Raw genomic sequence first — 26,026 nt, 5'->3', positions numbered from 1 at the left:
AGGTTCTGTGCCGCTGAACCTGCGCCGAAGCACCACCTGGGCCGCTGTCCCCGCTCAGCACATACGCCTCCGTTTCCTCAGGCGAATCGAACTGCGGCCACCCTTATGTGTGAAGTGGGTGTCCGGCGGTCCCCCGTGTGTGCGTGCGAAAACTAGCTTCGTCGCTGGAGGTGATCGACCGATGACGGCCTGTGCGATCGAACCCACCGCGGAGGACGAGGACGACCCGACCCCGCCGGCGGGATGCGCGATCACCGTGGACGGCTGCTACGCCGCACGCCTCGCCCGGGACGGCGACTCCCTGTTCCCGGAGCGCTGGACCCTGGACGGGCCGGAGCCGTACGCCGTGCCGCTGCCCGGCAACCAGCCCGAGGAGCCCGGCACCGAGGTGCAGCCCATGGGCGACGGCCGGGTCCTGATCCGGCGCCTCGCGAACGGACGCCATGTCTTCTCGCTGCTGTACCCGACCGGGCCCGGCACCGGTGAGCTGCCGCTGGGCGCGGTCGAGTGCCCGGACCCCGGCACCCGGCTGCGGCTGCTGCCGCCCGCGCCGGGCGGCGACAAGGCGTACGCCCTCGCCGTGGGCCGGCGCTCCAGCGCGGTGTGGCTGGTGGCGGGCGGCGCCTTCGGGCCCGAGCACCTCGCCGAGATCCCCGGGCGCTGCTCGGGCGGGGTGTGGCTGGACCGTACGGGGCGGATGCTGGCCCTCGACCGGGAGGTCGGCGGGCGGACCAAGACGGTCGTGGTCGACCTGGAGCGCGGCGGTGAGGTGTCACCGCTGCTCCAGATCGCCGCCGACAGCGACGACCGGCTGCTGCTCGCCGACCCGGACAGCGGGCTGCTGCTGATCAGCTCCGACGCGCCGTCGCCGGGGCAGGCCCGGCTGGGCTGGGGTGTGGTGGGCAGCACGCGGCCGGTGCGGTTTCCGGAAGTCCTGCGGGTGGAGGACTGCACGGTCACCCCGTTCGCCGTCCAGCCGGGGCAGATGCTGATGCCGGAGAACTGTGCGGTGGCGTTGCGGATCGAGGGTCCGGTGAGCGCGTGGGTGGGCGTATGGCGCCCGGCCGACCGTCAGGTACGACATCTCGCGGCACCGGAGGGATGGTTGACAGGCACCGGGTTCTGGACGAGGGAGGGCACGCTGCAACTGCCGTACTCGACGGAGGCGGTGCCCTGCGGACTGACGCAATGGGAGGCGCCCCAAAGGGGCGCGGGGAACTGCGCGACCAGCCACGACGGCGCGGCGGACAACCACGACGGCACGGCAGACAACCACGACGCCGCGGCCGACAACCACCAACAGAACCCCACACCACCGGCGAAACCACAACGCCCCATCCCGTTGCAACAGGCGCCCCTGACGGGACGTATGGCGACCAGGTAACGAAGTAGTGGCGGTTGGCGTGTGCGGGTGGATTCGGTACGTGGTGTGCCGGTTACACTCGCCCGGCTGTAAGAAGGATCATGTTGACGGGGTGAATTTCTTCCGATGAGCGACGCCACTACGACCCAGCAGCCTGCCCAGGCCCAGGAGTCCGCCGGTCACGGCAAGCACCGGGGTCCGGTCTCGTCCCACGAGGGTGAGACTGCCCCACGCGGCCGTCACCGCAAGCCGGTGGAGCACCAGACCGAGACGGCTGCCTGACGGTACGTCGATCGGCCCCGCCCGTCCAGTGGACGGGCGGGGCCATTGTCGTAGGGGGAGTTCGGGGCCGTGGGACGGGCTCACCGGCGCTTGAGCCCCAGCACCTCCGCCGCCGCGAACGTCTCGTCCTTCGTGTCCGCGTAGTGCTTCGTGAGTACGGCGTCCAGCTCCTCGTACGTGAATGCCTCCTGCCTGCTGTCGAACTGGGCCTGGACACGCGGCCGTTCGACGATCGCGACCATGCCGCCGTGCACGACGAGCAGCTGGCCGTTGACGCGGGCCGCGGCCGGTGAGGCCAGGTAGCCGACGAGGGGGGCGACGTGTTCGGGGGCGAGGGGGTCGAGGCCCTCGGAGGGGTCCTCGGGGAAGACGTCCTCGGTCATCCGGGTGCGGGCGCGCGGGCAGATCGCGTTGGCCGTGACGCCGTACTTGGCCAGCGCGAGGGCCGTGGAGGTGGTGAGGCCGACGATTCCGCCTTTCGCGGCCGCGTAGTTGGGCTGTCCGGCGGAGCCGGCGAGGAAGGCCTCCGAGGAGGTGTTCACGATCCGCCCGTACACCGGCCCGCCGGCCGCCTTGGACCGCTCGCGCCAGTGCGCGGACGCAAAGCGGGTGGTGTTGAAGTGGCCCTTGAGGTGGACCCGCATCACCGAGTCCCACTCGCCCTCGGTCATGGAGAAGACCATGCGGTCGCGCAGGATGCCCGCGTTGTTGACGAGGATGTCCAGCTTGCCGAACTCCTCGATCGCCGACTCGACGAGCGCGCGGGCCTGTGGGAAGTCGGCGACGTCCCCGGTGTGGGCGAGTGCCGTGCCGCCCGCCTTGCGGATCTCGGCGGCGACCTCCTCGGCGGGGGCGGCGGACGCCTCGCCGGAGCCGTCGCGGCCGGGCTGTCCGTAGTCGTTGACGACGACGGCCGCGCCGAGCCGGGCGAGTTCCAGCGCCTCGACCCGGCCCAGGCCCCGTCCGGCGCCGGTGACGATCGCGGACAGTCCCTCAAGTGGCAGTGACATCAAGGTCCTTTCGCGAAGGGGGTCAGATCTCGATGCAGGTGCGGAGCGCGGTTCCCGTCCGCATCTGGTCGAGGGCCTCGTTGATGTCGGCGAGCGGGACGCGGTGGGTGATCAGCCCTTCCAGGTCGATCCGGCCGGCGCGCCACAGGGAGATCGTCCGCTCGTAGGAGCGCAGGACGTCGCCGCCGCCGTACATGGACGGCAGGATCCGCTTCTCGTCGAAGAACAGCTCGAACATGTTGAGCTGGAGGAAGTCGTCCATGGCGCCCACGCCGACGACGACGAGGCTGCCGCCGCGCCGGGTGTTCTCGTACGCGGTGCGGGCGGTCGCCGACTTGCCGACGACCTCGAAGACGTAGTCGAAGCCCTCGCCGGCGGTGACCTGCTGCTTGGCGTCGGGCAGCTCGTCCGGCGAAACGGCTTTCGTGGCACCGAAGTTGAGCGCGGCCTCGCGGCGCGAGGCGACCGGGTCGACGGCGACTATCTCGGCGGCGCCCTTGAGGCGTGCGCCCTGGATGGCGGAGATGCCGACGCCGCCGCACCCGATGACGGCGACCGTCGAACCCGCCTCCACATCAGCGGTGTTGAGGGCCGCGCCCAGCCCGGTCGTCACTCCGCAGCCGATGAGCGCGGCGATGTCGAAGGGCACGTCGTCCGGGATCGGCACCGCGCAGCGGGCATCGACGACGACCTCCTCGGTGAAGGTGCCGGTGCCCGCCATGCCGAAGACGTCACCGCCGGGGCGCTTGAAGTTGGGGGTGCCCGCGTTCATGAACCCGGCCATGCACAGCTCGGTCTGCCCGCGCCGACAGGCGGGGCAGGTTCCGCAGGCGGGCAGCCAGCACAGGACCACCCGGTCGCCGGCCTTCAGATTGCTTACGCCGTCCCCGACTTCGAGGATCTCGCCCGCACCCTCGTGCCCGGGCACGAAGGGCGCGGGCTGGGGCAGTACGCCGTTCATCGCGGACAGGTCGGAGTGGCAGAGCCCGGTGGCCCGCACCCGGACCTTGACCCGTCCGGGGCCGAAGCCCACCGCCTCGACGTCGTCGAGGACGTCGAGCTTGTCCTGGCCGATCTCGTGCAGTACGGCTGCGCGCATGGTGCGGCTCCCCTCGGAAGGCTCTGGGCTTACGAGTGCTGGACGGTGGTGTCGGCGAGGACGGGCGCGTCGTCCCGCTCGACCGCGCTCACGGCGACCCGGACGGTGTCCTCCTGCCGCCACATGCGGATCCGCAGGGTCTCGCCCGGGTACACGACCCCGGCGAACCGTGTGGCGTACGACCGCACGCGGGTGGTGTCGCCGCCGAGCAGTGTGTCGACGACCGCCTTGAGCGTCATGCCGTAGGTGCACAGCCCGTGCAGGATGGGCCGTTCGAACCCGGCGACCTTGGCGAACTCCGGGTCGGCGTGCAGCGGGTTCCAGTCGCCGGAGAGGCGGTAGAGGAGGGCCTGGTCCTCGCGGACCGGCCGCTCGACGACCTTGTCCGGCTCGCCGACGGGCGGTTCGAGGCGTGCGGACGGCCCACGGTCGCCACCCCACCCGCCTTCTCCCCGTACGAAGATCTGCGCGTCGTTGGTCCACAACGGGCCCTCGGCGTCGGCGACTTCGGTGCGCATGACGAGGACGGCGGCCTTGCCCTTGTCGTAGACGGCGGCGATGCGGCCGACGCTCGTGGCCGTGCCCTTGGGCGGGATCGGACGGTGGACGGTCAGTGTCTGGCCGCCGTGCAGGACACGGGCCAGTTCGACCTCGATGCCGGGCAGGGACAGCCCACTGATCACGCCGGGCGCGCCGCTGCCCGCGACGGTGGCGAAGCTCGGCAGGACGTGCAGCCTGGACTCCAGGGTGTAGCGCAGTTCGTCGGGGTCGGTGGCGGGGGTGTCCTTGTCGGGGTTCGCGCCGGCACCGATCCCCAGGTGGTAGAGCTGCACGTCCTTGTGGTCCCAGGCGATCTCGCCGGAACGGGGTTCGGCGGCGAGCGCCTTGGCTGCGTCGATGGGCATAGGGCTCTGGACTCCTGACGACTGTCCCGGGCAGAGAAACCTCGGCGCGGCCGTCCGCACCGTCGGCCGCACCGAGGTCGTTCACTGGCCGACCTAGAACGCGTTCCAGTCCGGCGCCATCTGTATAGCCCAGGGCTCCGCAGTTGTGAAGGCTCCTGACAGGGTGTCAGGCGCGTGGGAAGCCATGTGGGCCATGACATTTGTCCTGCCGGTCGCCGTACATGCGCATCTGCCGCCGGTCCGGCCCTCATCCGTAGGCTCTTGTTGTCGTTCCGGCGTAACGCCGGGACCGTCTGATCGGGGGGCAGGGACATGTCCTGGTTGCGGAAGACCTCGTGCCGTATGGACGCGTGGCAGCTGGCGTATCAGCACACGCAGGAGAGTCAGCCGTACGAGAACGGGGCCGAGCGGAAGCCCGGGCAACTCCCGGCGAACCCGGGCCCGCCCCCGACCGGCTTCAGTCTGCTGCCGTGGCTGCTGCTCGGAATGGGGGCCCTGTCCAACCTCTTCCAGGACGAGACCCCGAACCCGTGGATCGGCGGTCTTGGGCTGCTCACCTTCAACTCCCTCTACATCTATGTGACGTTCCGCGCGTTCGGGAAGCGGACGCGGGAGGCGACGTCAACCCGGGTGGCGCTGGTGCTGCTGGGCCTGGTGACCTGCGCCCTGGCCTTCGGCTACGGCGGCACCTGGGTCCTCTTCTTCCCTCTGCTCGGCCTCGCGACGGGCGCGGTCGTACGGATGCCGCACCTGCGGTGGGCCGGTACGGCCGTGGCCGTGCTCGCCGGCGTCGCCTCCGTGATCCGCGACGGCTGGGGCGGCCTGGACACCGCGTACGCCACCTGGATCTCGACGATGGTGACGGCGGCGATCCTCTCCCTGTCCGAGGCGGTACGCGAACTGCGCGCCGCCCGCGAGGAGTTGGCCCGCCGGGCGGTCGAGGAGGAGCGCCTGCGCTTCTCCCGCGACCTGCACGACCTGCTCGGCCACACCCTCTCGGTGATCGTGGTGAAGTCGGAGGCGGCCCGCCGGCTGGCCGCACGCGACATCGACGCGGCCCTGCTCCAGATCACCGACATCGAGTCCGTGGGCCGCCAGGTCCTGACGGAGATCCGCGAGGCGGTGACGGGCTACCGGGAGGGCAGCCTGACGACAGACCTCGACCGGGCCCGCTCCGCCCTCACCGCGGCCGGCATGGACTCCACGGTCCACCGCTCCGGCCCACCCCTTCCCCCACAGACGGAGGCCCTGCTGGGCTGGGTCGTACGCGAGGCGGTCACGAACGTCGTACGGCACTCCGACGCGGGCCGCTGTGAGATCACGGTGTCGGGGGCGACGGAACGGGTTCGGCTCACGGTGACGGATGACGGGACGGGGACAGGGACGGGTGACCTCTGCGCGGGCGTCGGCGGCACCGGCCTCAAGGGCCTCACGGAACGCCTCGCCAAGGCAGGCGGCTCACTGACGGCAGGCCCGGGGACACGCGGGGGCTTTGTGGTGACGGCGGAGCTGCCGGTGGATGTGTCGGCGGCACGACTGCCGATAGCGGTGGGACAGCTTGCGTGACGTGTTGCCGGGACCGGCGGAACAACCCGCGCGACTATTGCCGAGGCCGGTGGCACAACCCGCGCGGCCCATCGCCGACACCGACCGAGGAGCCTGCGCACCCCATCGCCCACACCGACCGCGCAACCCGCGTGACTATTGCCGAGACCCGCGGGACAACCCGCGCGGCCCATCGCCGACACCGACCGAACAACCCTCGCGACCCATCGCCCACACCGACCGAGGAGCCTGCGCACCCCATCGCCCACACCGACCGAACAACCCGCGTGACCCGTGCGCGCCCTACCCTTGCCCCGTGAACGAGATGCCGCGGGATCATCGGCCTGCCAAGTCCATTCGCGTCCTCCTCGCCGAGGACCAGGGCATGATGCGCGGCGCCCTCGCCCTGCTGCTCGGGATGGAGCCGGACATCGAGGTGGTGGCCCAGGTGTCAGCCGGTGACGTGATCGTGGACGCGGCTCACACCCACCGTCCGGACGTGGCCCTGCTGGACATCGAACTCCCCGGCAAGAGCGGTCTGGACGCCGCCGCCGAGCTGCGTGACCAGGTGCCCGACTGCCGGGTCCTGATCCTCACGACCTTCGGCCGTCCCGGATACCTGCGGCGGGCCATGGAGGCGGGCGCCGCCGGTTTCCTGGTGAAGGACGGTCCGGTGGAGGAACTGGCCGCCTGCATCCGCCGGGTGCTCACCGGAGAGACGGTGATCGACCCCGCCCTCGCCGCCGCCGCACTCAGCGCCGGACCCAATCCGCTCACCGCCCGCGAGTGCGACGTCCTCAAGGCCTCCGCGGACGGAGCGACGGTCGCCGACATCGCCGCGGCGCTCCATCTCTCCGAGTCCACGGTCCGCAACTACCTCTCCTCGGCTATCGGCAAGACGGGCACCAGAAACCGCATGGAGGCGCTGCGGGAGGCCCGTCAGCAGGGGTGGCTCTAGGCCATGTCCCGCCGGAACAACGCCGTCCACAGGAAGTCCTCCCCGAAGGACGCCGATTCGTCCGGCTCGTCGTACATAGGGCGCAGTTCCACCTCCGACAGCTCCGAGAAGATCCAGCGCAGGGACTCGGCGGTGTAAGCGAGCCCGCCCTGCAGTCCGGCCTCGCGGTAGAAGTCGGCGTCAGACAGTTCGGACCCCATCTCGCCCGCGGCGAAGCAGGTGAGGGCGAAGTGGCCGCCGGGGGCGAGGACTTGGTCGAGCAGAGCCAGGTAGCTGATCCGGCGGTGCGGCGGCAGATGGTGGAAGCAGCCGGAGTCGTAGACCAGGTCGTACGGCCCGACCAGCTCCGTACCGCCGAGCGCGAACGCATCCCCACAGTGCAACCTCGCCTCGACGCCCGCCTCCCGGCACCGCTCCCGCGCCCAGTCGACTGCCGCCGGCGACAGATCGACCGCGTCCACCCGGAACCCACGCGCTGCGAGATGGACCGTGTTACGCCCCGGCCCGCAGCCCAGGTCGAGAGCACGGCCGCCCTCGGAGATCAGCCCGCGGTCGAGGTACGACACCAGATTCTCGTCCGGCTTCGCCACGAAGAACGGCACCGGCTTGGAGCGGTCCGCATAGAACCCGTCCCACCACGACGCGCCCCGGCCCGTCCACCGGTCCGCGTCCGGTGCGAACAGCCCGTCCAGGAGCTGGAGTACATCGTCCACGGTGCGTATGTTCCGGTCCATCCGGTCCCCCCTTTCCAGTGCCGTGATCGTAGGCCCGAGGGAGTGAAGCGTGCAGGTCAGCGGGGGTGGAGGGGCGCGACGGGCGCCCGGCTGCGGCCGTGTCTGCCTGCGGGAGGAGAGCCCCGCAGGAATCACACCGGGGGTGGGGAGAAAGACCGTCGATCCCCTGTCCAACGGCCACCACGGCACCGCTCAGCCCGCAGCCGACCGCCCTTTTTTCCGCTCAACCGCCCTCCGGCGCCGGACAGGGGGTCACCCTGCCCAACTCTCCCGGCCTGCCCCCTACTTCGTCACCGCCGCCCCCTTGTTGGCCGTCCCCGCCGGTGCCACGCACACGAACCAGTTGTCGGGTGAACCGTCCGCCGGGCGGATCACCTGGTCGTCGGTGTTGATGTCGTACCCCTTGGGCACCCGGCGGAGGTCGGTCGTCGTGCCGTCGTCCCAGGTGCAGGTGACGTGTTGGGCGGTGGGGGCGACCTGGCCGATGACCAGGCGGTGGGCGTCGCTGGAGTCGGTTCCCAGGCGGATCGCGCCGAACTCGATGTCCGTGCCCGACTTGGTGTCGGCCTTGGTGAACTCTCCCTCCATGATCAGCTCCGGGTCGCCGTCACCAATCACCCGGTGCACGAAGTACATGCTCTTGCCGACGAGTTCGGAGTCCTGGCGCAGGCCCGTCGGGAACTCCTCGTGCTCGGTCATCGCGTTCACCTGGAGCTGTGCCTCCATCGCATCGCGGGGCGCCGCCCAGACGTCGATGGTGATCTGCCAGGCCTTGCCCTGGTCGTCACCGGTCGCCAGCAGGGTCCGCTGGGGCGCGACCACGCTTCGAGCCTCGGTCGGCGGCGGCTCGCTCGCCATCACCGCACCCCGGTCCCGGTCCCCGCCCGGCATCCCGGCGATCGCCAGCGTGCCCGCCGAACCGGTCAGCACCAGCGCCGCCGCCGCGACCACCGCCCAGCGCCGCGCCCGGCGCCGCCGCCCACCCCGGATCACCGACTGGTAGGGGGCTATACCGATCTCGACCTCGTCCGCGGCGTCGGCCAGCAGGAGGGCGATGTCCGTGTTCGTCATGTTGTGGTTCGTCTCCCGGTCCGCGCTCATCGCTGCCACCCTCCCTGCGTCACCATTTCGGCGAGTCCGGGTATGGCGCGGAGTTTCGCGATCCCCTTCGCCGTGTTGCTCTTCACCGCGCCGACGGAACAGCCCATCGCCTCGGCCGTCTGGGTCTCGGTCAGGTCCTCCCAGTACCGCAGGACCACCGCCTCCCGCTGCCGTGGCGGCAGTTGGGCGAGCGCCGTCAGCAGGGCGTTGCGGTCCTCGGCCTGGGCGATGCGGTCACCCCTGTCGGGCACCTCGCGCACCAGGCCCGAGTCGTCCTTCGGCGCCAGGAACTCCTTCAGCCGCCGTCGGTGTCTGCGCGCATGCGCGTTGATCATCACGCGTCGTACATACGCCTCCGGGTCATCGGCCGACCCGACCCTGCGCCAGGCCACATAGACCTGCTCCAGGGTCGACTGGACCAGGTCCTCCGCGGCGTGCTGCTCCCCCGTGAGGAGAAATGCCGTCCGCATCAGCCGCGGCCAGCGGCCGATGACAAAGCTCTGGAACTCCGTGTCCCGAGCCTCCTTGCGATCCCCCATGGGCACCTCCTAGATACAAGAAGGAGTCCATGAACCGCCCGAACCGTTGCCCCGTTGCGAGCAGGAATTTCTCTCGGCGCCCCGAACCTCTCAGCGCCCGGCCTTCCTCCCCGGCAACCACACCACCATCAGCACCGCCCCCGCCACCAGCACCCCCGTACTCACCCGGAACGCCAGCCCGTACCCCTCCGTCAGCGCCTGAGGCGTATCGCTCCCCGCCGAACGCGCCGCCGCGACCGTCGACATGACCGCGAGCCCCAGTGAACCCCCCATCGTGCGGGAGGTGTTGACCAGCCCGGAGACCAGCCCGGCCTCCCCGGGCTCCGCCCCTGCGGTGGCCAGAGAGGCGAGTGGGGTGATCGCCAGGCCCGCACCTAGCATCATCAGGATCCCCGGGAACATGATCTCGGTGAGGTAGGGCCCGTCCGTGCTCAGCGTCGACTGCCAGCCGTACCCGGCGGCCGCCACCAGCGTGCCGAGGACCGCCAGGTTCCGCGCCCCGACCATCGGCATGAACCGAGGTGCGATCTTCGAGCCGAGGACCACGGCCAGGGAGCTCGGCACCAGCGCGAGCCCCGCGTCCAGCGGCGAGTAGCCCCGTACGTTCTGCGCGTACAGCGTCATGAAGAACCACATGCCGAACATCGCCGAACCACTCAGGAACATCGCCACGTTCGCCGCGGCCACCGACCGCACCCGGAGCAGTCCGAGCGGCATCAGCGGAGCCGCCGTACGCCTCTCGACGAGCAGGAAAAGCCCGAGGAGCGCAAAGCCGGCGAGCAGGGGGACGAGCGTGGCCGCCGCCGTCCACCCCGACGCCTCCGTCTGCGAGATTCCGTACGCCAGGCTCGCCAGTCCCGCCGTCACCAGCAGCGCGCCCGGCAGATCGAGGCGCCGCCGGTCCCCGGCCCGGCTCTCCGGCAGCCACCGCAGCGAACCGATCAGCACCACCGCGCCCACCGGCACATTGATCAGCAGCACCCACCGCCACGACAACGTGTCCACCAGCACCCCGCCGACGAGCCCGCCCGCCGCTCCCCCGCCCGCGCCCACCGCTGTCCAGGTCGCGATCGCCCTCGCCCGCGCCGCCCCTTCCGGCACCGCCGACGTCACGAGCGTCAGCGTGGCGGGCGCCAGCACCGCCGCCCCCAGGCCCTGCGCGGCCCGCGCCGCCAGCAGCTGCCAGCTCTCCTGGGCCAGCCCGCCGCCCAGCGAGGCCAGCGTGAACAGGCCGAGTCCCACCAGGAACATCCGTTTGCGCCCGTAGAGGTCGCCGGCCCGCCCGCCGAGCAGCATGAACCCGGCGAAGGCGATGGCGTACGCGTTCACCACCCACTGGAGGCCCGAAGGGCTCAGCCCCAGATCGGCCCGCATCGAGGGCAGCGCCACGTTCACGACGGACACGTCGAGCACGACGAGGAACTGCCCGGCGCACGCGAGCGCCACCACCAGCCAGACGGGAGGCGAGGTTCGGCTCGATATCGGGGCGGTGTCAGCGGCTCGGAGCATGGGCGTCATGCTCTCAACCGGGTTACGCCCCTTGCATCGGGATTTCGCGCCACCCGCCCCTCGGCCGTAGGTCGTAGGACCGCTGACGGGCGATCAGATCCCCATGGGACGGTCAAGAATTCGTTAGTACGCCAAAGCATCGGAATAGTTGCCCAGGCACACGGGGTTCAGATTGCACGTATCCCGCAGGCTCGCACGAATCCCGCTGTCTCGCACGAATCCCGAAAGCTCGCCCTCCCTCTCCTCAGGCCTGGAGGCCTCTTTCCATGACGCACACGCCGACCGACCAGACCGCCCGGAGAGCCGGCGGGGCCGTCGTCCCGGTGCTCGCCTTCGCGGGCATCGTGGTCGCGGTGATGCAGACCCTGCTCGTCCCGGTCATCAAGGATCTGCCGCAGCTGCTGGACACCACACCCAGCAACGCCACCTGGGTCCTGACCTCGACGCTTCTCTCAGGAGCCGTGGCCACGCCGATCATGGGCCGGCTCGGTGACCTGTTCGGCAAGCGGCGGATGCTGATCCTCAGCCTCTCCGTGATGGTGGTCGGTGCGCTGGTCAGCGCCCTCACCAGCACCCTGCTGCCGATGATCGCCGGCCGTACGCTCCAGGGCTTCGCGATGGGCGCGATCCCGCTCGGCATCGGCCTGATGCGCGACACGCTGCCCCGAGAGAAGCTCGGCTCGGCGATGGCCCTGATGAGCTCCTCGATCGGCGTCGGCGGCGGACTCGCACTGCCGCTCGCGGCCCTGATCGCACAGCACGCCGACTGGCACGCCCTCTTCTACGTCGCCGCCGGCCTCGGTGCCCTCTCGATCGCCCTCACCCTCATCGTCGTACCGGAGTCCCCGATGCGCGCCGAGGGCTCCTTCGACCTGCCGGGCGCGCTGGGCCTGTCCGCCGGTCTGGTCCTCTTCCTCCTCCCCATCACCAAGGGCAGCGACTGGGGCTGGACGTCCGGCACCACGCTCGGTCTGTTCGCCGCGTCGGCCGTCATCCTCGTCCTGTGGGGCGTGATGGAGCTGCGCCTGAAGGCCCCCCTGGTGGACCTGCGCACCACGGCCCGCCCGGCCGTCCTCTTCACCAACCTCGCGTCGATCATGGTCGGCGTCTCCTTCTACGTCGTCTCCCTCGTCCTGCCCCAGCTGCTCCAGCTGCCCAGGTCCACCGGCTACGGCCTCGGCCAGTCGATGGTCGTAGCGGGCCTGCTCGTCGCACCGCTCGGCCTGACGATGATGTTCACGGCCCCCGTGTACGCCCGTATCTCCGCCAAGTACGGCCCCAAGGTCACCCTGATCCTCGGCATGGTGATCATCGGGATCGGCTACGGCGCCGGCCTCGGCCTGATGAGCGCCGCCTGGCAGAGCCTCGTCATCGCGGTGATCCTGGGCGCGGGCATCGGCCTCGCGTACTCGTCCCTGCCCGCGCTGATCGTGGGCGCGGTCCCGGCGTCGGAGACCGGCGCGGCCAACGGCCTGAACACCCTGATGCGGTCCATCGGTACGTCGGTGTCGAGCGCCGTGATCGGCATGGTCCTCGCCAACACCGCGAACAACGTGAACGGCATCGCCGTCCCGACCATGCACGGCTTCCGCGTCTCCTTCCTGATCGCCACGGGCGCCGTGGCCGTCGGTCTGCTGATGGCACTGTTCCTGCCGAAGCCGAACCGCGCGCCGCAGCTGCGCGCGAGCAGCGAGGAGGACGAGAACCTGGCCCTCGCGGAGGAGGCGCTCCGCGGCTTCCGCGGCCGCGTCCTCGACGCCGAGGGCACGCCGGTCGCCCGTGCCCTCGCGGAGGAGGCGCTCCGCGGCTTCCGCGGCCGCGTCCTCGACGCCGAGGGCACGCCGGTCGCCCGGGCGAAGGTGACACTCATCGACCGCCGCGGCCGCCAGGCGGGCTCCACCCTCTCCGCCGAGGACGGCAGCTACACCCTCGCCGTCCCGGCCCAGGGCGCCTACGTCCTCGCCGCCCGCGCCCTGGGACACGCCCCGCTCGCCTCCGCGGCGACCCACTCGGGCGACGACCGCCCGGTCGACGTGGACCTGCCGCTGCCGGGCGAGACGGTCTCGGCCTGACCCTGCGATTCCTGTGATTCCCGTGAATCCCGTGATTCCCGTGAATCCCGTGAATCCCGTGATCCCCGTACCCCCCGTCGCTGTGTGACGGGGGGTACGGGAGCATAGGGCGCTCAGAAAGTCGTACGACCGAGAGGCCCTCGATGCCCCCCGCACCCAAGCCCGAGATCCTGGCCGCGTTCGAGGCGGCGAAGGGGTTCATGCCCACGGGCGAGGGCCTGGCTCTGTACGCGGCGGCCGTGGAGGCCGGACGACTAGGCCTGCCTCTCCTTGAGGTCGGCACATACTGCGGGCGCTCCACGATCCTGCTCGCCGCCGCGGCCCGCGAGGCGGGAGTGACGGCGATCACCGTCGACCACCACCGCGGCAGCGAGGAGCAGCAGCCCGGCTGGGACTACCACGACCCGGACACGGTCGACCCGGAGCTCGGCGTGATGGACACGCTGCCCACCTTCCGCCGCACCCTGCACCGCGCCGGGCTGGAGGAGCACGTGGTCGCCCTGGTCGGCCGCTCCCCGCAGCTCGCGAAGATCTGGAACTCCGCGCTCGGCCTGGTCTTCATCGACGGCGGCCACACCGACGAGCACGCCAACGCCGACTACGAGGGCTGGGCCCCCCAGGTGGCCGACGGCGGGCTGCTCCTCATCCACGACGTGTTCCCGAACCCGGCCGACGAGTTCACCGGCCAGGCCCCGTACCGCGTCTACCTCCGGGCTCTCGCGTCCGGCGCCTTCACGGAGGTCTCGGTGACCGACTCGCTGCGCGTGCTGCGGCGAACGGGCGCAGGGATCTGAGGGCCCGGTTAGAGTCGCAGACGTGTCGTACGCAGGCCCTGGCTTCGAACCGCCCCGCCCCCGCCGCTCCAGGCGCGGGCCCCTGACCATCGCCGTCGCCGCCCTCGTGCCGGGCGCGTTGCTCGGGTGGCTGCTGTACGAGGCGGTGGGGGGTACCGGCGGCGACGGGGACGGCTCGGATACGGCCGTCCCGCGCGCGTCCGTGACGTCGAGCACGGCGGCCTCCGGCGCGGACGGATCAGACGCATCAGACGGATCAGACGCATCAACGGACGACGAGAAGCCGAGCCGTTCCCCCTCCGCGACCTCCTCCGCGCCCGCCGCCTCCGGTCCCCTCAGGGGCAAGGTCGTCGTCATCGACCCGGGCCACAACCCCGGCAACTTCCAGCACACGACCGAGATCAACCGCAAGGTGGATATCGGGACAGGCCGGAAGGAATGTGACACAACGGGCACATCGACCAACGCGGGCTATACGGAAGCGAAGTTCACGCTCGACGTGGCCCACCGCATGCGGACGATCCTCGAAAAGCAGGGCGCCACGGTGAAGTTCACCCAGGACGGCGACCGGCCCTACGGCCCCTGCGTCGACGAACGCGCCCGCATCGGCAACAACGCCCACGCCGACGCCGTCGTCTCCGTCCACGCGGACGGTTCCGGGACCGGCAACCGCGGCTTCCACGTGATCCTTCCGGCGCCCGTCGACAAAGGCGCCGCCGACACCGGGCCGATCGTCGCCCCCTCCCGCGATCTCGGCGAACGCATCGCGGGCAACTTCTTGCGCCTCACGGGCAGTGCGCCTTCCAACTACATCGGCGACGGCACCGGACTTGACACACGTGCGGACCTTGGCGGTCTCAATCTGTCAACGGTTCCCAAGGTGTTCATCGAGTGCGGCAACATGCGCGATAGCAAGGACGCGGCACAGCTGACAAGTGGCGCCTGGCGGCAGAAAGCGGCGCAAGGGATTTCTGAGGGGATCGTGAGTTTCCTGCGCGAGTAGTGATCGACGGGCCGATCCGGGCGGACACCCTGTTCGGGCGGACGATAGTGTCGTCCGTACGATGAGGGGCCACCCCCGCGCTTCACACCGGGGCCTTACGGCGACATGGTGACAGCGACGCCTCCAGCGATGCCGACGATGAGACGACTGACGAAGGACCTGAAGTGAATATCCGCTCCCTCACTCGAGGCGACGGCGTGGTGATCGGAGCAGCGGTATTGCTGTTGATCGCGTCGTTCCTTGGCCTCTACTCGATCGACGGTGCCGACAGCAGTGATCTCCCGAGCCTCTGGGGGAGCGGGCCGGTGATGCTCGGTGTCGTGCTGGCGGGGCTGATCGGTGCCGCGCTCGTCGTCGTCACCCGGGCGATGCCGCAGCCGCTCAAGGTCGCAGGGCTTGATCTCGCCCAGTTCGGCGCCGCCTTCACGGTCTTCGCCGCGTGGAGCGCCCTCGGCAACATCTTCGACCCGATCGGCGGCGTGGACAACATCCAAGGTGCGGCCGAGGGTCCCAGCGCCGGCATCGGCCTCATCCTGGCCCTCGTCGCGACCCTGCTGATGGCCGGCGCCGCCGTCGCCACGCCGCTGGTCCCGGCCCTCCAGGCCGCCCTCCTCCCGGCCCCCCGCCCCGCAGCCCCGCAGCCCTACGGCGGCGCCCAGCCCCCCACCGGCTACGGCTACCCGGGCGCGGGCGCCCCGCAGCCCGGCCAGCCGGGTCAGCCGGGTCAGCCCTACGGCGGTCAGCCGCAGCCGGGGCAGGCCTACGGCGCCCCGCAGCAGCCGCAGGCACCGCAGGCCCAGCCCGGTGGGGACTTCTCGCCGTTCTGGTTCGCTGTGCCCGTGCCGCGGCCGCTGTTCGCGGAGGACGGTTCGCAGACGCCGATCGCCGAACTGGCGCCGGGCACCTGGTACCTGGCCGTCGAGCAGCGCGGTCCGGGTCTCGTCGCGCAGACGCAGGACGGCCGCCGGGGCGTGCTTCAGGACACGAGCGGCATCCAGCGCGGCTGAGCCGCAGTAGCCGTACGACGGCCTCTCACCCTTCCCGGTGAGGGGCCGTTGTCGTACAGTCGCAGCCGACCCGGCATAACTGACACGCCGTCAGACAGGAGCTCGTATGCGGCTCGGTCTTGCACTCGGTTACTGGGGGCGCGGCCCCTCCGCGGATCACGTGCCGCTCGCCCAGGAGGCCGAGCGGCTCGGTTATGACTCCGTGTGGACGGCGGAGTCCTGGGGCTCCGACGCCTTCACGCCGCTCACCTGGATTGCCGCACAGACCTCAAGGATCAAGCTGGGTACGGCCGTTGCGCAGATGGCGGCCCGGTCACCGACCACCACCGCCATGCATGCGCTGACGCTCGACCATCTCTCCGGTGGGCGGATGATGCTCGGGCTCGGGCTGTCCGGTCCCCAGGTGGTGGAGGGCTGGTACGGCCGTCCGTTCCCGAAGTCGCCGCTGACCGCGACCCGGGAGTACGTCGATGTCGTACGCCAAGTCCTGCGCCGCGAAGCCCCCGTCTCGCTCGACGGGCGCTTCCACTCCCTTCCCTACCGCGGCGCCGACGGCACCGGTATCGGCAAAGCCCTGAAGTCCATCACCCATCCCCTCCGCTCCGGACTCCCCGTCCTGCTCGGCGCGGAAGGGCCGAAGAACGTCGCGCAGACGACCCGTATCGCCGACGGCTGGCTGCCGCTGTACTGGTCGCCGACCCGCCCCGAGGCGTACGAGGCGTCCCTGACCGATCTCCCGGAGGGCTTCCTCGTCGCCCCCATGACCCGGGTCCACGTCTGTGACGACCTCGCCGAAGGGCTCCTCCCCGTCAAGACGATGCTCGGCTTCTACATCGGCGGCATGGGCCACGCCTCCCGTAACTTCCACGCCGACCTGATGGCACGGATGGGGTACGAGGAGGAGGCGCGGCGGATTCAGGACCTCTTCCTGCACGGCCGTAGGCAGGAAGCCGTGCTCGCCGTCCCGGACGCCTTCGCCGACGAGATCTCCCTCGTCGGGCCACGTGAACGCATCGCCGAGCGGCTGGAGTTGTGGCGCAAGGGGCCGGTGACGGACCTGCTGGCGCTGTCGCCGGACCGGCGGTCCTTGCGGGTGCTGGCCGAACTCAACTCGTAGCCCTACTGGAAGCTCGTAGCCTCACTGGAAGATGGAGACCGGGTCCAGCGTCAGTTCGCCCGTCGCGCTGTTCCAGGTGCGCACCCTGCCCAGGCAGGTCGCCGGGGACTCCTCGTCCTGCAAGCCGGCGGAACTGGAGGTGAACGGCGGTCGGCAGCCAGGCGCTTGAGGGCCACCCACCTCGGCTTGCCGGCCACCGGGTTTGATTCAGAATTCAAGGGCAACCCGGAAGGTATGTCTCCTAGCTCTGGCTCCAACAAGGCCGGGTCGGTCATTGCGATCGTCGCGGACATCATGGCCGGCATCCTCGGCCTGTGGATCCTGATGTATCTGCTGGATGCGAACGGCGCGAACGACTTCGTGCAGTTCATCCATGACGCGGCCCGCTGGCTTGCCGGCTGGTCCCATGACCTGTTCACCTTCGACGAGCAATGGGCGCGGGTCGTCTGCGGGTACGGCCTCGCGGCGGTTGTGTACCTGTTCGTGGGACACGCCCTGGCCGGCCGGATCGGGCGGCATTGAGCGAACGGCGGCCCGCTCAGCCGCAGCAGTCGGGGTCCAGCCCTCTCGGCAGGCGTTCCCCGCCGAACACCGCACAGGTCGCCTCGTCGCCGCCGAGTGCGGCGACCGCGAGGAGAAGGGAGCCGGCCGTCCAGGTGGTCAGCTCCCGGGGCCATACGGTCCGGTCCTCGAACACATAGCCCGTCCAGTACAGGCCGGTCTCCGGGTCCCGCAGGTGCTGGATCGACTGGAGGATGTCCAGCGCGCGGTCGGACTCGCCCATCGCCCAGAGCGTCAGGGCGAGTTCGGCCGACTCGCCGCCCGTCACCCACGGGTTGGGGACGACGCAGCGCACTCCGAGGCCGGGCACGACGAAGCGGTCCCAGTCCGTCTCGATACGGGACTTGGCCTCCGCGTCCGTCAACGCGCCGCCCAGCACCGGGTAGTACCAGTCCATCGAGTAGCGGTCCTTGTCGAGGAACCGCTCGGGGTGCCGGCGGATCGCGTGCCGTAGCGCGCCGACCGCCAACTCCCAGTCCGGCTGCGGCTCTTCACGCTGCTCGGCGATGGCCAGCGCACAGCGCAGCGCGTGGTGGATCGACGAACTCCCGGTCAGCAGCGCGTCGTTCACGCCCCTGCCGTCGTCCTCGCGCTTCCAGCCGATCTGCCCGCCCGGCTGCTGGAGGCACAGCACGAACTCGACCGCCGCGTACACGGTGGGCCACATGCGGTCCAGGAACATGTCGTCGCCGGTCGCGAGGTAGTGGTGCCACACGCCTACGGCCAGGTAGGCGACGAAGTTCGTCTCGCGGCCGCGGTCGGTGACCGCGGCGGGATCGCCGTCGTGGTACGCCGCGTACCACGAACCGTCCTCGTTCTGGTGCGTCGCCAGCCAGGTGTACGCCCGCTCGGCGGCCTCGTGTTCGCCCGCCGCGTCCAGGCCCATCGCCGCCTCGACGTGGTCCCACGGGTCGAGGTGATGCCCCCGGAACCACGGGATCGCGCCGTCCTCCCGCTGCACGGCGAGGATGCCGGTCACGGTCGCGGCGGCCTGCTCGGCGGTGAGGACCCCGGGCAGGACGAGGTGTTCTGTCCGGGGGGTGGTCACTTGGCGGCCACCTCGGTCTCCGACAGACGCGGCAGGTGCGGCTTGGTCGCGTAGACGACGAAGCTCTTGCCGATCAGCGGGTTCAGCGCCTGCTCGGCGACCCTCGTCGCGAGGGGCTTCTTCATGATGTCCCAGACCAGCAGCTTGTGGTACGCCCGTACCGGCAGGGCCTTGTCGTTGTCGACGCCGAACGCGCACTTCAGCCACCAGTAGGGGCTGTGCAGGGCGTGGGCGTGGTGACTGCCGTACGGCTTGAGGCCGGCCTCCCTGATCCTGCCGATCAGCTCGTCCGCCTTGTAGATGCGGATGTGGCCGCCCTCGACCTCGTGATAGGCGTCGGACAGGGACCAGCAGACCTTCTCGGGGCCGTAGCGGGGGACGGTGACCGCGATCCGCCCACCGGGCTTCAACACGCGCACCATCTCCGCGAGTACGCCCTTGTCGTCCGGGATGTGCTCCATCACCTCGGAGATGATCACGACGTCGAAGGACTCGTCCGGGAAGGGCAGTGCGAGCGCATCGCCCTCCATGGCGGTCGCCGTGGCCCCCTCCGGGGCCTCCCCCGCCTCCTTCATCGCCGCGAACCACTTCGCGACCTCGCGGATCTCCTCACCGTTCTGGTCCAGCGCCACGACCTGCGCGCCCCGCCGATAACACTCGAACGCGTGCCGGCCCGCCCCGCAGCCGAGGTCCAGCACACGGTCGCCCGGGGCGAGCGGGAACCGGGAGAAGTCGACGGTCAGCACGTGGCCCTGCTTTCGGGATAGGCACTTGGAACACCGGGTGAGGCAGCAGCTTCTGGGGGCGGGGTGGCGGTGGGCGCGGTGGCCGTGGGCGCTGAGCGGGGCGCGGGCGCCGATCCGGCCACGCCCGCCGTCCCGGCCACACCCGCCGAGCCGGCTGCGGTCACCTTGTCGGCCCCGCTCGTCTCTGCGGCCGCGGAGTGGCCGAGGTTCTGGGGCGCGGAGCGCTGGGGGCCTGCCGCGGAGCGGGTGGAGTCGAGGCCCGCGGAGCGGGTGATTGCCTTGCGGTAGTGGGAGACCGTTCCCTCGGCGGCTCGCGCCCAGGTGAAGTGTGCGAGTACTCGCTCGCGGCCGGCGCGGCCGAGGCGTGTTCTCAACTCCGGGTCACCGAGGAGGCGGTTCAGGCCGGCGGCCAGCGCTCCCGAATCGCCCGGCGGTACCGCGAGGCACGTGTCTCCGTCGCGTCCGGCGACCTCCGGGATCGCGCCGCCGGTCGTGGCGAGCAGCGGCGTCCCCGTGGCCATCGCCTCGGCGGCGGGGAGGGAGAAACCCTCGTACAGGGACGGCACGCAGGCGACCTGGGCGGAGCGGATCAGGTCGACGAGTTCGGCGTCGGAGATGCCCTTGACGAAGTCGACGGCGCCTTCGAGGCCGTAGCGCTCGACGGCCTGGGCGACCGGCCCCTCCGAAGGGCGCTTGCCGACGACGACCAGGTGGGCCTCGGGGTGTTCCGTACGGGCCTTCGCCAGGGCCTCGACCAGGAAGACCAGGCCCTTCAGGGGAACGTCCGCGCTGGACGTGGTCACGATGCGGCCCGGCACCTGCCGTACCGCGGCATTCGGCGCGAACAGGTCGGTGTCGGCGCCGATGTGGACGACGTGGATGCGGTCGTCGCGGACGCCGAGATCGTCGACGATCTCCTGGCGGGACGTGCCGGAGACGGTGAGCACGGACGGCAGGCGGCGCGCGACGCGCTTCTGCATGCGGGTGAAGCCGTACCAGCGCCGCTTGGACCACTGCTGCTGCCAGCCGATCGCCGCGTCCAGCTCCAGCCGGCGGTCCACGGTGATCGGGTGGTGGATGGTGGTGACGAGGGGCGCACCCACGTCGCCCAACAGGCCGTAGCCCAGCGTCTGGTTGTCGTGGACGACGTCGAACTCGCCGCGCCGGGCGCGGAGATGGCGGCGGGCCCGCAGGGAGAAGGTGAGCGGCTCGGGGAAGCCGCCGGTCCACATCGTCGCGACCTCGAGCGCGTCGATCCAGTCGCGGTACTCGTCGCGTCCGGGGTTCCGGAAGGGGTCCGGGTGGCGGTAGAGGTCGAGGCTGGGGAGCTCGGTGAGGCTCAGGTTGCCGTGGCCCTCGTCCAGTACCGGGTACGGCTGGGCGCCGATGACCTCGACGCGGTGACCGAGGCGGGCGAGTTCACGGGAGAGGTGCCGTACGTAGACGCCCTGGCCGCCGCAGAACGGGTTCCCTTTGTAGGTGAGGAGCGCGATACGGAGCGGTCGCCCGCCGTCGGCTGCCGGATCCTCTTCGGACCCCGCCTGACTGGCCTCAGCGGTCACTCTGGGCCCCCTTCTCCACTGCACTGTCCCGCGAGATTACGCCGGGACGCTAATCTAGAACAAGTTTCAGACTTGATCGTTCAAGAGGCTCTGAATCTACCGGCAGGTAGGGCTGCTGTGAGCGGTGGATCAGGTGATTCACGCCACGGCGGCACCACCCCGCCGGACAGGCACCAGGCCTGCCATGCTGTCTGACCGCACGCCCTCACGGACTGTCACGGAACGGGAACCATGCCAGCGGATGCCAGTACCTCGCACCCCGCCTCCCCGCCCCTCACCGAGCGGCAGGAGGCACGCCGTCGCCGCATCCTGCACGCGAGCGCGCAGCTGGCCAGCCGGGGCGGGTTCGACGCGGTGCAGATGCGCGAGGTCGCGGAGTCCTCGCAGGTGGCTCTCGGCACGCTGTACCGGTACTTCCCGTCCAAGGTGCATCTGCTGGTCGCCACGATGCAGGACCAGCTGGAGCACATGCACGGCACACTGCGGAAGAAGCCGCCGGCCGGGGAGACGGCGGCCGAGCGGGTCGCGGAGACCCTGATGCGGGCCTTCCGCGCACTCCAGCGCGAGCCCCATCTCGCCGACGCGATGGTCCGCGCCCTGACCTTCGCGGACCGCAGTGTCTCTCCCGAGGTCGATCAGGTCTCCCGCCAGACGACGGTGATCATTCTTGACGCGATGGGCCTGGAGAACCCCACCCCCGAGCAGCTCTCCGCCGTCCGCGTCATCGAGCACACCTGGCACTCGGCCCTCATCACCTGGCTCTCGGGCCGTGCCTCCATCGCCCAGGTCAAGATCGACATCGAGACGGTGTGCAGGCTGATCGACCTGACGGACCCGGGCGAGAAGCCGTAGTCACCGACGCGGTCACCGGCGCTGTCACCGGCTCCTCCAGCGGCGCAGTGCGCCGAGCAGCTGGGTGAGCACCTTGAGGGCCGCGGTACGGCGGGCCGACCGCCGGGACCATACGGCGGGCAGGACGACACCGACGTAGACGGCGAGGAAGACGACGACGGCGAGCAGGACCGGCAGCTGAACGGCCTGATGAACGGCCTGAAATGGCATGGGGGTTTCCTCCGGGTAGAGGTCGGTCGGCGGGCGGCTTGCGCCATGACCATCGCCCGCCCGCACCGCACCCCGGTCCGATCCCGGCTCCCGCCGAACTCACGGCGGAAGACACAGGTCAGGCCCTACGCTTCTGAGGTGTCCGCCGAACCGCACCGAAGGGGCCAGGAGTTGACCGCACCCCCCACGGGTCCCGTCGCGGACTTCTGCGCCGAACTGCGCCACCTGGTGCGCGCCTGCGGTGTCCCGCAGGCGGACATCGCGAAGACCCTCCGCCGGGGCGAAAGTTCGGTTTCGGAACTGCTGGGCGGGAGACGACGGACGGCTCCGGACTTGGACGACGTACGGTTGATCGTCCGCCTGTGCGCCGAGCGGCACGCCGCGCGATCCGGGCCGGTAGTGGGGCTCCGCCTGGACGTGGAGTGGTGGCGGGGGCGGTACGCCGAGTTGGAACGTGCCGTGGAACGCACACGTACGGCGCCCACACCCGGACACCTGCCCGCCCCGTTCGTCGCGTCTCCTCCTCCCGTCCCCGCCGCCTCGCCCGACCTCGACGCAGCCGCCTGCCTGGACATGGGTGCGGACACGGCGGTGCACCTGCTGGCCGACGGCCGTTCGGAGCTGCTGGACACGGCGGACGCGCTGCTGGAGCCGGCGCACTCGGACGGTCGCCAGCCCTTCGTCCTGGACGCCCTGCTGGACGGTTTCCCGCAACGGGTGCGGGCCGCCCACGGCCTCGCCCGCAGCGCCCTGCTCTGGGCCGCCCGGGTGGCGCTGGCGGAGGCGCTGACCCAGTGCGCGGACCATCATCTGTCCCAGATGGGCGCCTTGGATTTCGTCCGGCTCCTGACGCGCAATGCGCTCCAGCCTCAGGAGCCGCCGGCCCCTGCGCCATCACACGCCGGCTACGAAGCCGACTTCCGTGATTCCCAACAACGGGACCGCTACGAACACTGTGGCCGGCTGATCACTCAACTGTCCTTGCACTGCCCCGAGTTCGCCCTCACGTTCGCCCCGCGCGGCACCGCCGTGCGGGCCACGGCGGACGGACCTGAGGGAATCGGGCTGGCCGGGCTGGAGACTCTGCTGGCCGAATGCGCGGGCCGGGGCACGCCCTTCTCGGCCGCCCGTGCTCGGCTGCGCGACCCGATCGCCTCCCTCGACTCTTCAGGCCCCCCGCTGCCGAGCCTCGCGCAGGGGTACGTCAATCCGCGTTTCCGGCTGGCCCCTCCGCAACGGCCGGACAGCTTCGCGCAGGGCGTCGCCTCGGACAAGTGGTGGGCGCAGCAGCCCTTGTACGACACGATCGAGCACTTCTTCGCCGCGTACCTGCTCGGTCTCCCCGCCCTGCTCTCCCCGCTGCTCGTGCTGGGCCACCCCGGCGCCGGCAAGTCGCTGTTGACCAGGCTCCTGGCGGCCCGGCTTCCGGTCGGCGAATTCCGTCCGCTCCGGATCGAGCTGAAGTACACGCCTGCCGAGGCGGACGTGCAGACGCAGTTGGAGCACGCCCTGAAGCGGTCCACGGGACGGTCGGTGAGCTGGCCGGAATGGTCGGAGGCCGAGCCCGGGGTGATCCCGGTGGTGCTGCTCGACGGATTCGACGAGCTGCTCCAGGCGGGCGCGCAGCGCCTCGATTCCAGTCGAAAGTGGGGGTATCTGCGCGAGGTCGAAGACTTCCAGAAACGCGAGTCGGAACTCGGCCGCCCCCTGATCGTCATCGTGACGAGCCGCACGGTGGTCGCCGACCATGCGGACATCCCCCGCAACAGCCAGGTGTTGCGCCTGGAACCGTTCGCGGAGCCGGAGATCGAGCGGTGGCTGGCGATCTGGAACACCACGAACGCGGACTACCAGGACCTGCACGGCCTCAAGCCGCTGACGCTTCAGACCGTCCTGCCGCACCGGGACCTGGCGGCCCAGCCCCTGCTGCTGCTCATGCTCTCGCTGTACGACTCGGTCGGCAACGCGCTGCACCGGCTGCGCGACCAGGACATCAGCCGCACGCAGCTGTACGACCGGCTGCTCACGGAGTTCGTCCGCCGCCAGGTCGACAAGGACGGCCCGCTGCCGCCGACCGAGCGGTCGGTTGCCGTCGACCGCGAGCTGCACCGGCTGTCCGTGATCGCACTCGGCATGTTCCACCGAGGCGCCCAGTCCATCGGCGGCGAGGAAGCGGACCGGGACCTGCGGGCGCTGGGCGAAGGCTCGTCGGACTGTGGGTCAGGGCTGCTTTTCGGGCGGTTCTTCTTCGTGCACGAGGCGCAGGCCGTCGTCACGGAAGAGCGGCTGCGCAGCTACGAGTTCATGCACGCGACCTTCGGCGAGCATCTGGCGGCGCGGCTGATCGACGAGGCGCTACGACGGCTCGTCGCGCAAGTCCCCTTGGATGACGGTGAGTTGTACGCCCTGCTGTCGTTCACCCCGCTCACCGACCGGGCACAGATCATGCACAACCTGAGGAGCATGCTGACGGCCTGGCCCGGGGAGCGGGCGAGGACCGAACTGGCGGATCTGCTCTTCGAGTTGTTCAGGGCAGCTGCGTGGGACGGTCCCGCGCACCGTACAGAGGTGGGGTATGCACCGGTCCGGCAGAAGCGGACGTACCGGGACGCGGTGTACGAGGCCAACCTGCTGCTGATCGCGGTGCTCGCGGCCGGCGAGGTCTATGCCTCGCAACTCCTCAGGTCCGCAGGGGACCTGGTCGCCGCCTGGCGTCGGCATACGTTGGGGTGGCAGGCGCAGATGTCCCCGAAGTCATGGGATCTGCTGTGCTCGACGCTCAACCTCAGCCGCAATCCACCACCCGCGCCGAACCGGCCTGTCGTACACACCCCGGACATGCTCATCAGCATGGAGTGGGAACCGCTCGCCCACCACGAACTCCGCTGGAGCAAGCCGCTGTTCGTCTACCCCACGAGTCACGTCGACGCGGTGATCAGACGTGCCATGTTCACGGGGGACGCCGACATCGAGCTGCTCCTGCACACCAGCTATCCGCTGCTCGTCCAGTTCCCCACTGCCGCCGACGGGATCGAGCCGACCACCCGGACGCCGGCTCAGACTCTTGTCGCTCTGCTCATCAGGGACCCGGAGATACCCCTGACCGTTCCTGAGCTGTACAGCACGTGCCTGAACCAACTGGCCGTCCCGGGAGGCCTCGAAGCAGTCGTCTATCTGGAGGCGCTGCTGCGTCAACTGGTCCACGACGCCCCCTCGATGCCCGACGACGCCCTGGCTCAGGTGCTTTCCAGCCTGAAATGGCCCCTCGACAGAACAGGCCTCGCCACCAACGCGATGAGGCAGCTGGTCCTGCGCTGTATCCGCGACGCCCTGAAGCGTGGAAGCCGAAACACTCTCTTGGCAGATGTACTCAACTCCCTCCGCAGGTTCTTCGTCGGCACCGAAGACCCGCAGGACAGCCGGAGTTTCACCCACGAAGCCCTGACGCGCCTGAGCCACTCCACACACACCTGGCGATGGACAGGCCCCCTGCACGGCGATGCCGCGGCCCGCGAGCTCGACACTCAGCTCGCCGGTCTCGACCTCCCGCACACCGCGGCAACCCGCCCCGAAGCCCTCATCGGACTCCTCCGCCTCGCATCCGAGCTCGACCTGCGCGACTGGCTCGCTGCCCACGCTCCCGAGATCCTCGGCGCCCTTCCCTCCGAGGCCTTCGGCCTCCTGCGCCCCTCGGACCTGCGCCCGCTGCGGGCGGTGCTGCCGAAGGGCGCCCACGAGGCCGAGTTCCAGGAGGTCGAGCGGGTCTGGCGCGGCCCTACTCCTCCGGCGGGAACACCGGCTCCCCGCTCCCCAGCATCGTGATCATGATGGCCTCCACCGGGCAGCCCTCCGCCGCCTCCAGGATCCGTTCGTTGGCGTCCGTCTCGGGGTCGACGGGGTGGGACTGCCGTCCGGTGTCGAGGCGGAAGCCGTCCGGGGCATGGTGGAGGCACTGGGCGGAGCCGATGCAGACGGTGCGGTCGACCTCGACCTGCCAGCGGTCGCCCAT

At 70.6% G+C, this 26,026-nt stretch carries 24 protein-coding genes; 12 read left to right on the top strand and 12 right to left on the bottom strand.

Going from position 1 to position 26,026, the window contains the following annotated elements; translation table 11 throughout:
• Positions 1-181 precede the first annotated feature (181 nt).
• Both KCH87_RS16240 and KCH87_RS16235 read left to right on the top strand, forming a co-directional pair.
• Positions 182-1,384, top strand: a complete 1,203-nt coding sequence (locus tag KCH87_RS16240; protein ID WP_210586797.1) for a hypothetical protein — start codon at positions 182-184, stop codon at positions 1,382-1,384.
• A 105-nt stretch (positions 1,385-1,489) separates the two neighbouring features.
• Positions 1,490-1,645, top strand: a complete 156-nt coding sequence (locus KCH87_RS16235; RefSeq protein ID WP_210586796.1) for a hypothetical protein — start codon at positions 1,490-1,492, stop codon at positions 1,643-1,645.
• Positions 1,646-1,725: 80 nt separating this feature from the next.
• Here the strand turns inward: KCH87_RS16235 and KCH87_RS16230 are convergent, their stop codons facing one another.
• The 3 genes from KCH87_RS16230 to KCH87_RS16220 are packed head-to-tail and all read right to left on the bottom strand — an operon-like array spanning position 1,726 to position 4,659.
• A complete protein-coding gene (locus KCH87_RS16230) occupies positions 1,726-2,655 on the bottom strand; it encodes a 3-oxoacyl-ACP reductase (RefSeq protein WP_210586795.1) in 930 nt (309 codons plus the stop codon).
• Positions 2,656-2,677: 22 nt separating this feature from the next.
• Positions 2,678-3,754, bottom strand: coding sequence for a Zn-dependent alcohol dehydrogenase (locus KCH87_RS16225; protein ID WP_210586794.1), 1,077 nt, complete (start codon positions 3,752-3,754; stop codon positions 2,678-2,680).
• A gap of 29 nt (positions 3,755-3,783) precedes the next feature.
• A complete protein-coding gene (locus KCH87_RS16220; protein WP_210586793.1) occupies positions 3,784-4,659 on the bottom strand; it encodes a MaoC/PaaZ C-terminal domain-containing protein in 876 nt (291 codons plus the stop codon).
• 312 nt (positions 4,660-4,971) lie between these two features.
• On the opposite strand from KCH87_RS16220, the gene KCH87_RS16215 reads away from it, so the two are divergent.
• Both KCH87_RS16215 and KCH87_RS16210 read left to right on the top strand, forming a co-directional pair.
• Positions 4,972-6,225: a sensor histidine kinase gene (locus KCH87_RS16215; RefSeq protein WP_210586792.1), complete on the top strand. Its 1,254-nt coding sequence runs from the start codon at positions 4,972-4,974 to the stop codon at positions 6,223-6,225.
• 304 nt (positions 6,226-6,529) lie between these two features.
• A complete protein-coding gene (locus tag KCH87_RS16210; RefSeq protein WP_210586981.1) occupies positions 6,530-7,162 on the top strand; it encodes a response regulator transcription factor in 633 nt (210 codons plus the stop codon).
• Here the strand turns inward: KCH87_RS16210 and KCH87_RS16205 are convergent.
• The 4 genes from KCH87_RS16205 to KCH87_RS16190 all read right to left on the bottom strand — a co-directional run bounded on the left by KCH87_RS16205 (position 7,159) and on the right by KCH87_RS16190 (position 11,054).
• Positions 7,159-7,896 carry a class I SAM-dependent methyltransferase gene (locus KCH87_RS16205; protein ID WP_210586791.1) on the bottom strand — a complete coding sequence of 246 codons (738 nt, stop codon included), beginning with the start codon at positions 7,894-7,896 and terminating at the stop codon, positions 7,159-7,161. The genes KCH87_RS16210 and KCH87_RS16205 overlap by 4 nt on opposite strands.
• 282 nt (positions 7,897-8,178) lie before the next feature.
• The gene (locus tag KCH87_RS16200) at positions 8,179-8,997 is read right to left on the bottom strand and encodes a hypothetical protein (RefSeq protein ID WP_210586790.1); all 819 of its coding nucleotides are present in this window, start codon (positions 8,995-8,997) and stop codon (positions 8,179-8,181) included.
• Positions 8,994-9,536, bottom strand: coding sequence for a SigE family RNA polymerase sigma factor (locus KCH87_RS16195; RefSeq protein WP_210586789.1), 543 nt, complete (start codon positions 9,534-9,536; stop codon positions 8,994-8,996). Before KCH87_RS16195 ends, KCH87_RS16200 begins: the two co-directional genes overlap by 4 nt.
• 90 nt (positions 9,537-9,626) lie before the next feature.
• Positions 9,627-11,054, bottom strand: coding sequence for an MFS transporter (locus tag KCH87_RS16190; protein ID WP_210586788.1), 1,428 nt, complete (start codon positions 11,052-11,054; stop codon positions 9,627-9,629).
• Positions 11,055-11,311: 257 nt separating this feature from the next.
• On the opposite strand from KCH87_RS16190, the gene KCH87_RS16185 reads away from it, so the two are divergent.
• The 6 genes from KCH87_RS16185 (at position 11,312) to KCH87_RS16160 (ending at position 17,560) form a co-directional block, all read left to right on the top strand.
• Positions 11,312-13,117, top strand: coding sequence for an MFS transporter (locus tag KCH87_RS16185; RefSeq protein ID WP_210586787.1), 1,806 nt, complete (start codon positions 11,312-11,314; stop codon positions 13,115-13,117).
• A 143-nt stretch (positions 13,118-13,260) separates the two neighbouring features.
• The gene (locus KCH87_RS16180; RefSeq protein WP_210586786.1) at positions 13,261-13,911 is read left to right on the top strand and encodes a class I SAM-dependent methyltransferase; all 651 of its coding nucleotides are present in this window, start codon (positions 13,261-13,263) and stop codon (positions 13,909-13,911) included.
• A gap of 22 nt (positions 13,912-13,933) precedes the next feature.
• Positions 13,934-14,914, top strand: a complete 981-nt coding sequence (locus tag KCH87_RS16175; protein WP_210586785.1) for an N-acetylmuramoyl-L-alanine amidase — start codon at positions 13,934-13,936, stop codon at positions 14,912-14,914.
• A 164-nt stretch (positions 14,915-15,078) separates the two neighbouring features.
• Positions 15,079-15,921: a DUF5336 domain-containing protein gene (locus KCH87_RS16170; RefSeq protein ID WP_210586784.1), complete on the top strand. Its 843-nt coding sequence runs from the start codon at positions 15,079-15,081 to the stop codon at positions 15,919-15,921.
• Positions 15,922-16,027: 106 nt separating this feature from the next.
• Positions 16,028-17,038, top strand: coding sequence for an LLM class F420-dependent oxidoreductase (locus KCH87_RS16165; protein ID WP_210586783.1), 1,011 nt, complete (start codon positions 16,028-16,030; stop codon positions 17,036-17,038).
• A gap of 234 nt (positions 17,039-17,272) precedes the next feature.
• Positions 17,273-17,560: a hypothetical protein gene (locus tag KCH87_RS16160; RefSeq protein WP_210586782.1), complete on the top strand. Its 288-nt coding sequence runs from the start codon at positions 17,273-17,275 to the stop codon at positions 17,558-17,560.
• A 16-nt stretch (positions 17,561-17,576) separates the two neighbouring features.
• On the opposite strand, the gene KCH87_RS16155 is transcribed toward KCH87_RS16160, so the two are convergent.
• From KCH87_RS16155 to KCH87_RS16145, 3 genes are read right to left on the bottom strand one after another with little or no spacing between them, the layout of a single operon-like run.
• Positions 17,577-18,647 (bottom strand): prenyltransferase, encoded by a 1,071-nt coding sequence (locus tag KCH87_RS16155; RefSeq protein WP_210586781.1) that lies wholly within the window; start codon positions 18,645-18,647, stop codon positions 17,577-17,579.
• Positions 18,644-19,393, bottom strand: a complete 750-nt coding sequence (locus tag KCH87_RS16150) for a class I SAM-dependent methyltransferase (protein WP_210586780.1) — start codon at positions 19,391-19,393, stop codon at positions 18,644-18,646. Before KCH87_RS16150 ends, KCH87_RS16155 begins: the two co-directional genes overlap by 4 nt.
• Entirely contained in the window at positions 19,387-20,955 is a 1,569-nt protein-coding gene (locus KCH87_RS16145; protein ID WP_210586779.1) for a glycosyltransferase family 4 protein, read from the bottom strand. Before KCH87_RS16145 ends, KCH87_RS16150 begins: the two co-directional genes overlap by 7 nt.
• 231 nt (positions 20,956-21,186) lie before the next feature.
• On the opposite strand from KCH87_RS16145, the gene KCH87_RS16140 reads away from it, so the two are divergent.
• Positions 21,187-21,807 carry a TetR family transcriptional regulator gene (locus tag KCH87_RS16140; protein ID WP_210586778.1) on the top strand — a complete coding sequence of 207 codons (621 nt, stop codon included), beginning with the start codon at positions 21,187-21,189 and terminating at the stop codon, positions 21,805-21,807.
• Between the two features lie 24 nt (positions 21,808-21,831).
• Here KCH87_RS16140 and KCH87_RS16135 read toward each other — a convergent pair whose 3' ends face one another.
• Positions 21,832-22,017 carry a hypothetical protein gene (locus KCH87_RS16135; RefSeq protein ID WP_210586777.1) on the bottom strand — a complete coding sequence of 62 codons (186 nt, stop codon included), beginning with the start codon at positions 22,015-22,017 and terminating at the stop codon, positions 21,832-21,834.
• A 138-nt stretch (positions 22,018-22,155) separates the two neighbouring features.
• On the opposite strand from KCH87_RS16135, the gene KCH87_RS16130 reads away from it, so the two are divergent.
• Positions 22,156-25,839 carry an NACHT domain-containing NTPase gene (locus KCH87_RS16130; protein WP_210586776.1) on the top strand — a complete coding sequence of 1,228 codons (3,684 nt, stop codon included), beginning with the start codon at positions 22,156-22,158 and terminating at the stop codon, positions 25,837-25,839.
• Here KCH87_RS16130 and KCH87_RS16125 read toward each other — a convergent pair.
• Positions 25,793-26,026, bottom strand: a complete 234-nt coding sequence (locus KCH87_RS16125) for a ferredoxin (protein ID WP_210586775.1) — start codon at positions 26,024-26,026, stop codon at positions 25,793-25,795. The genes KCH87_RS16130 and KCH87_RS16125 overlap by 47 nt on opposite strands.

Source organism: Streptomyces sp. GESEQ-35, from assembly GCF_017948485.1.
In the GTDB taxonomy this organism is placed as follows: Bacteria; Actinomycetota; Actinomycetes; order Streptomycetales; family Streptomycetaceae; genus Streptomyces.
Note: the sequence above shows the minus strand (reverse complement) of the source record. Positions and strands in the feature narration are given on the sequence as shown.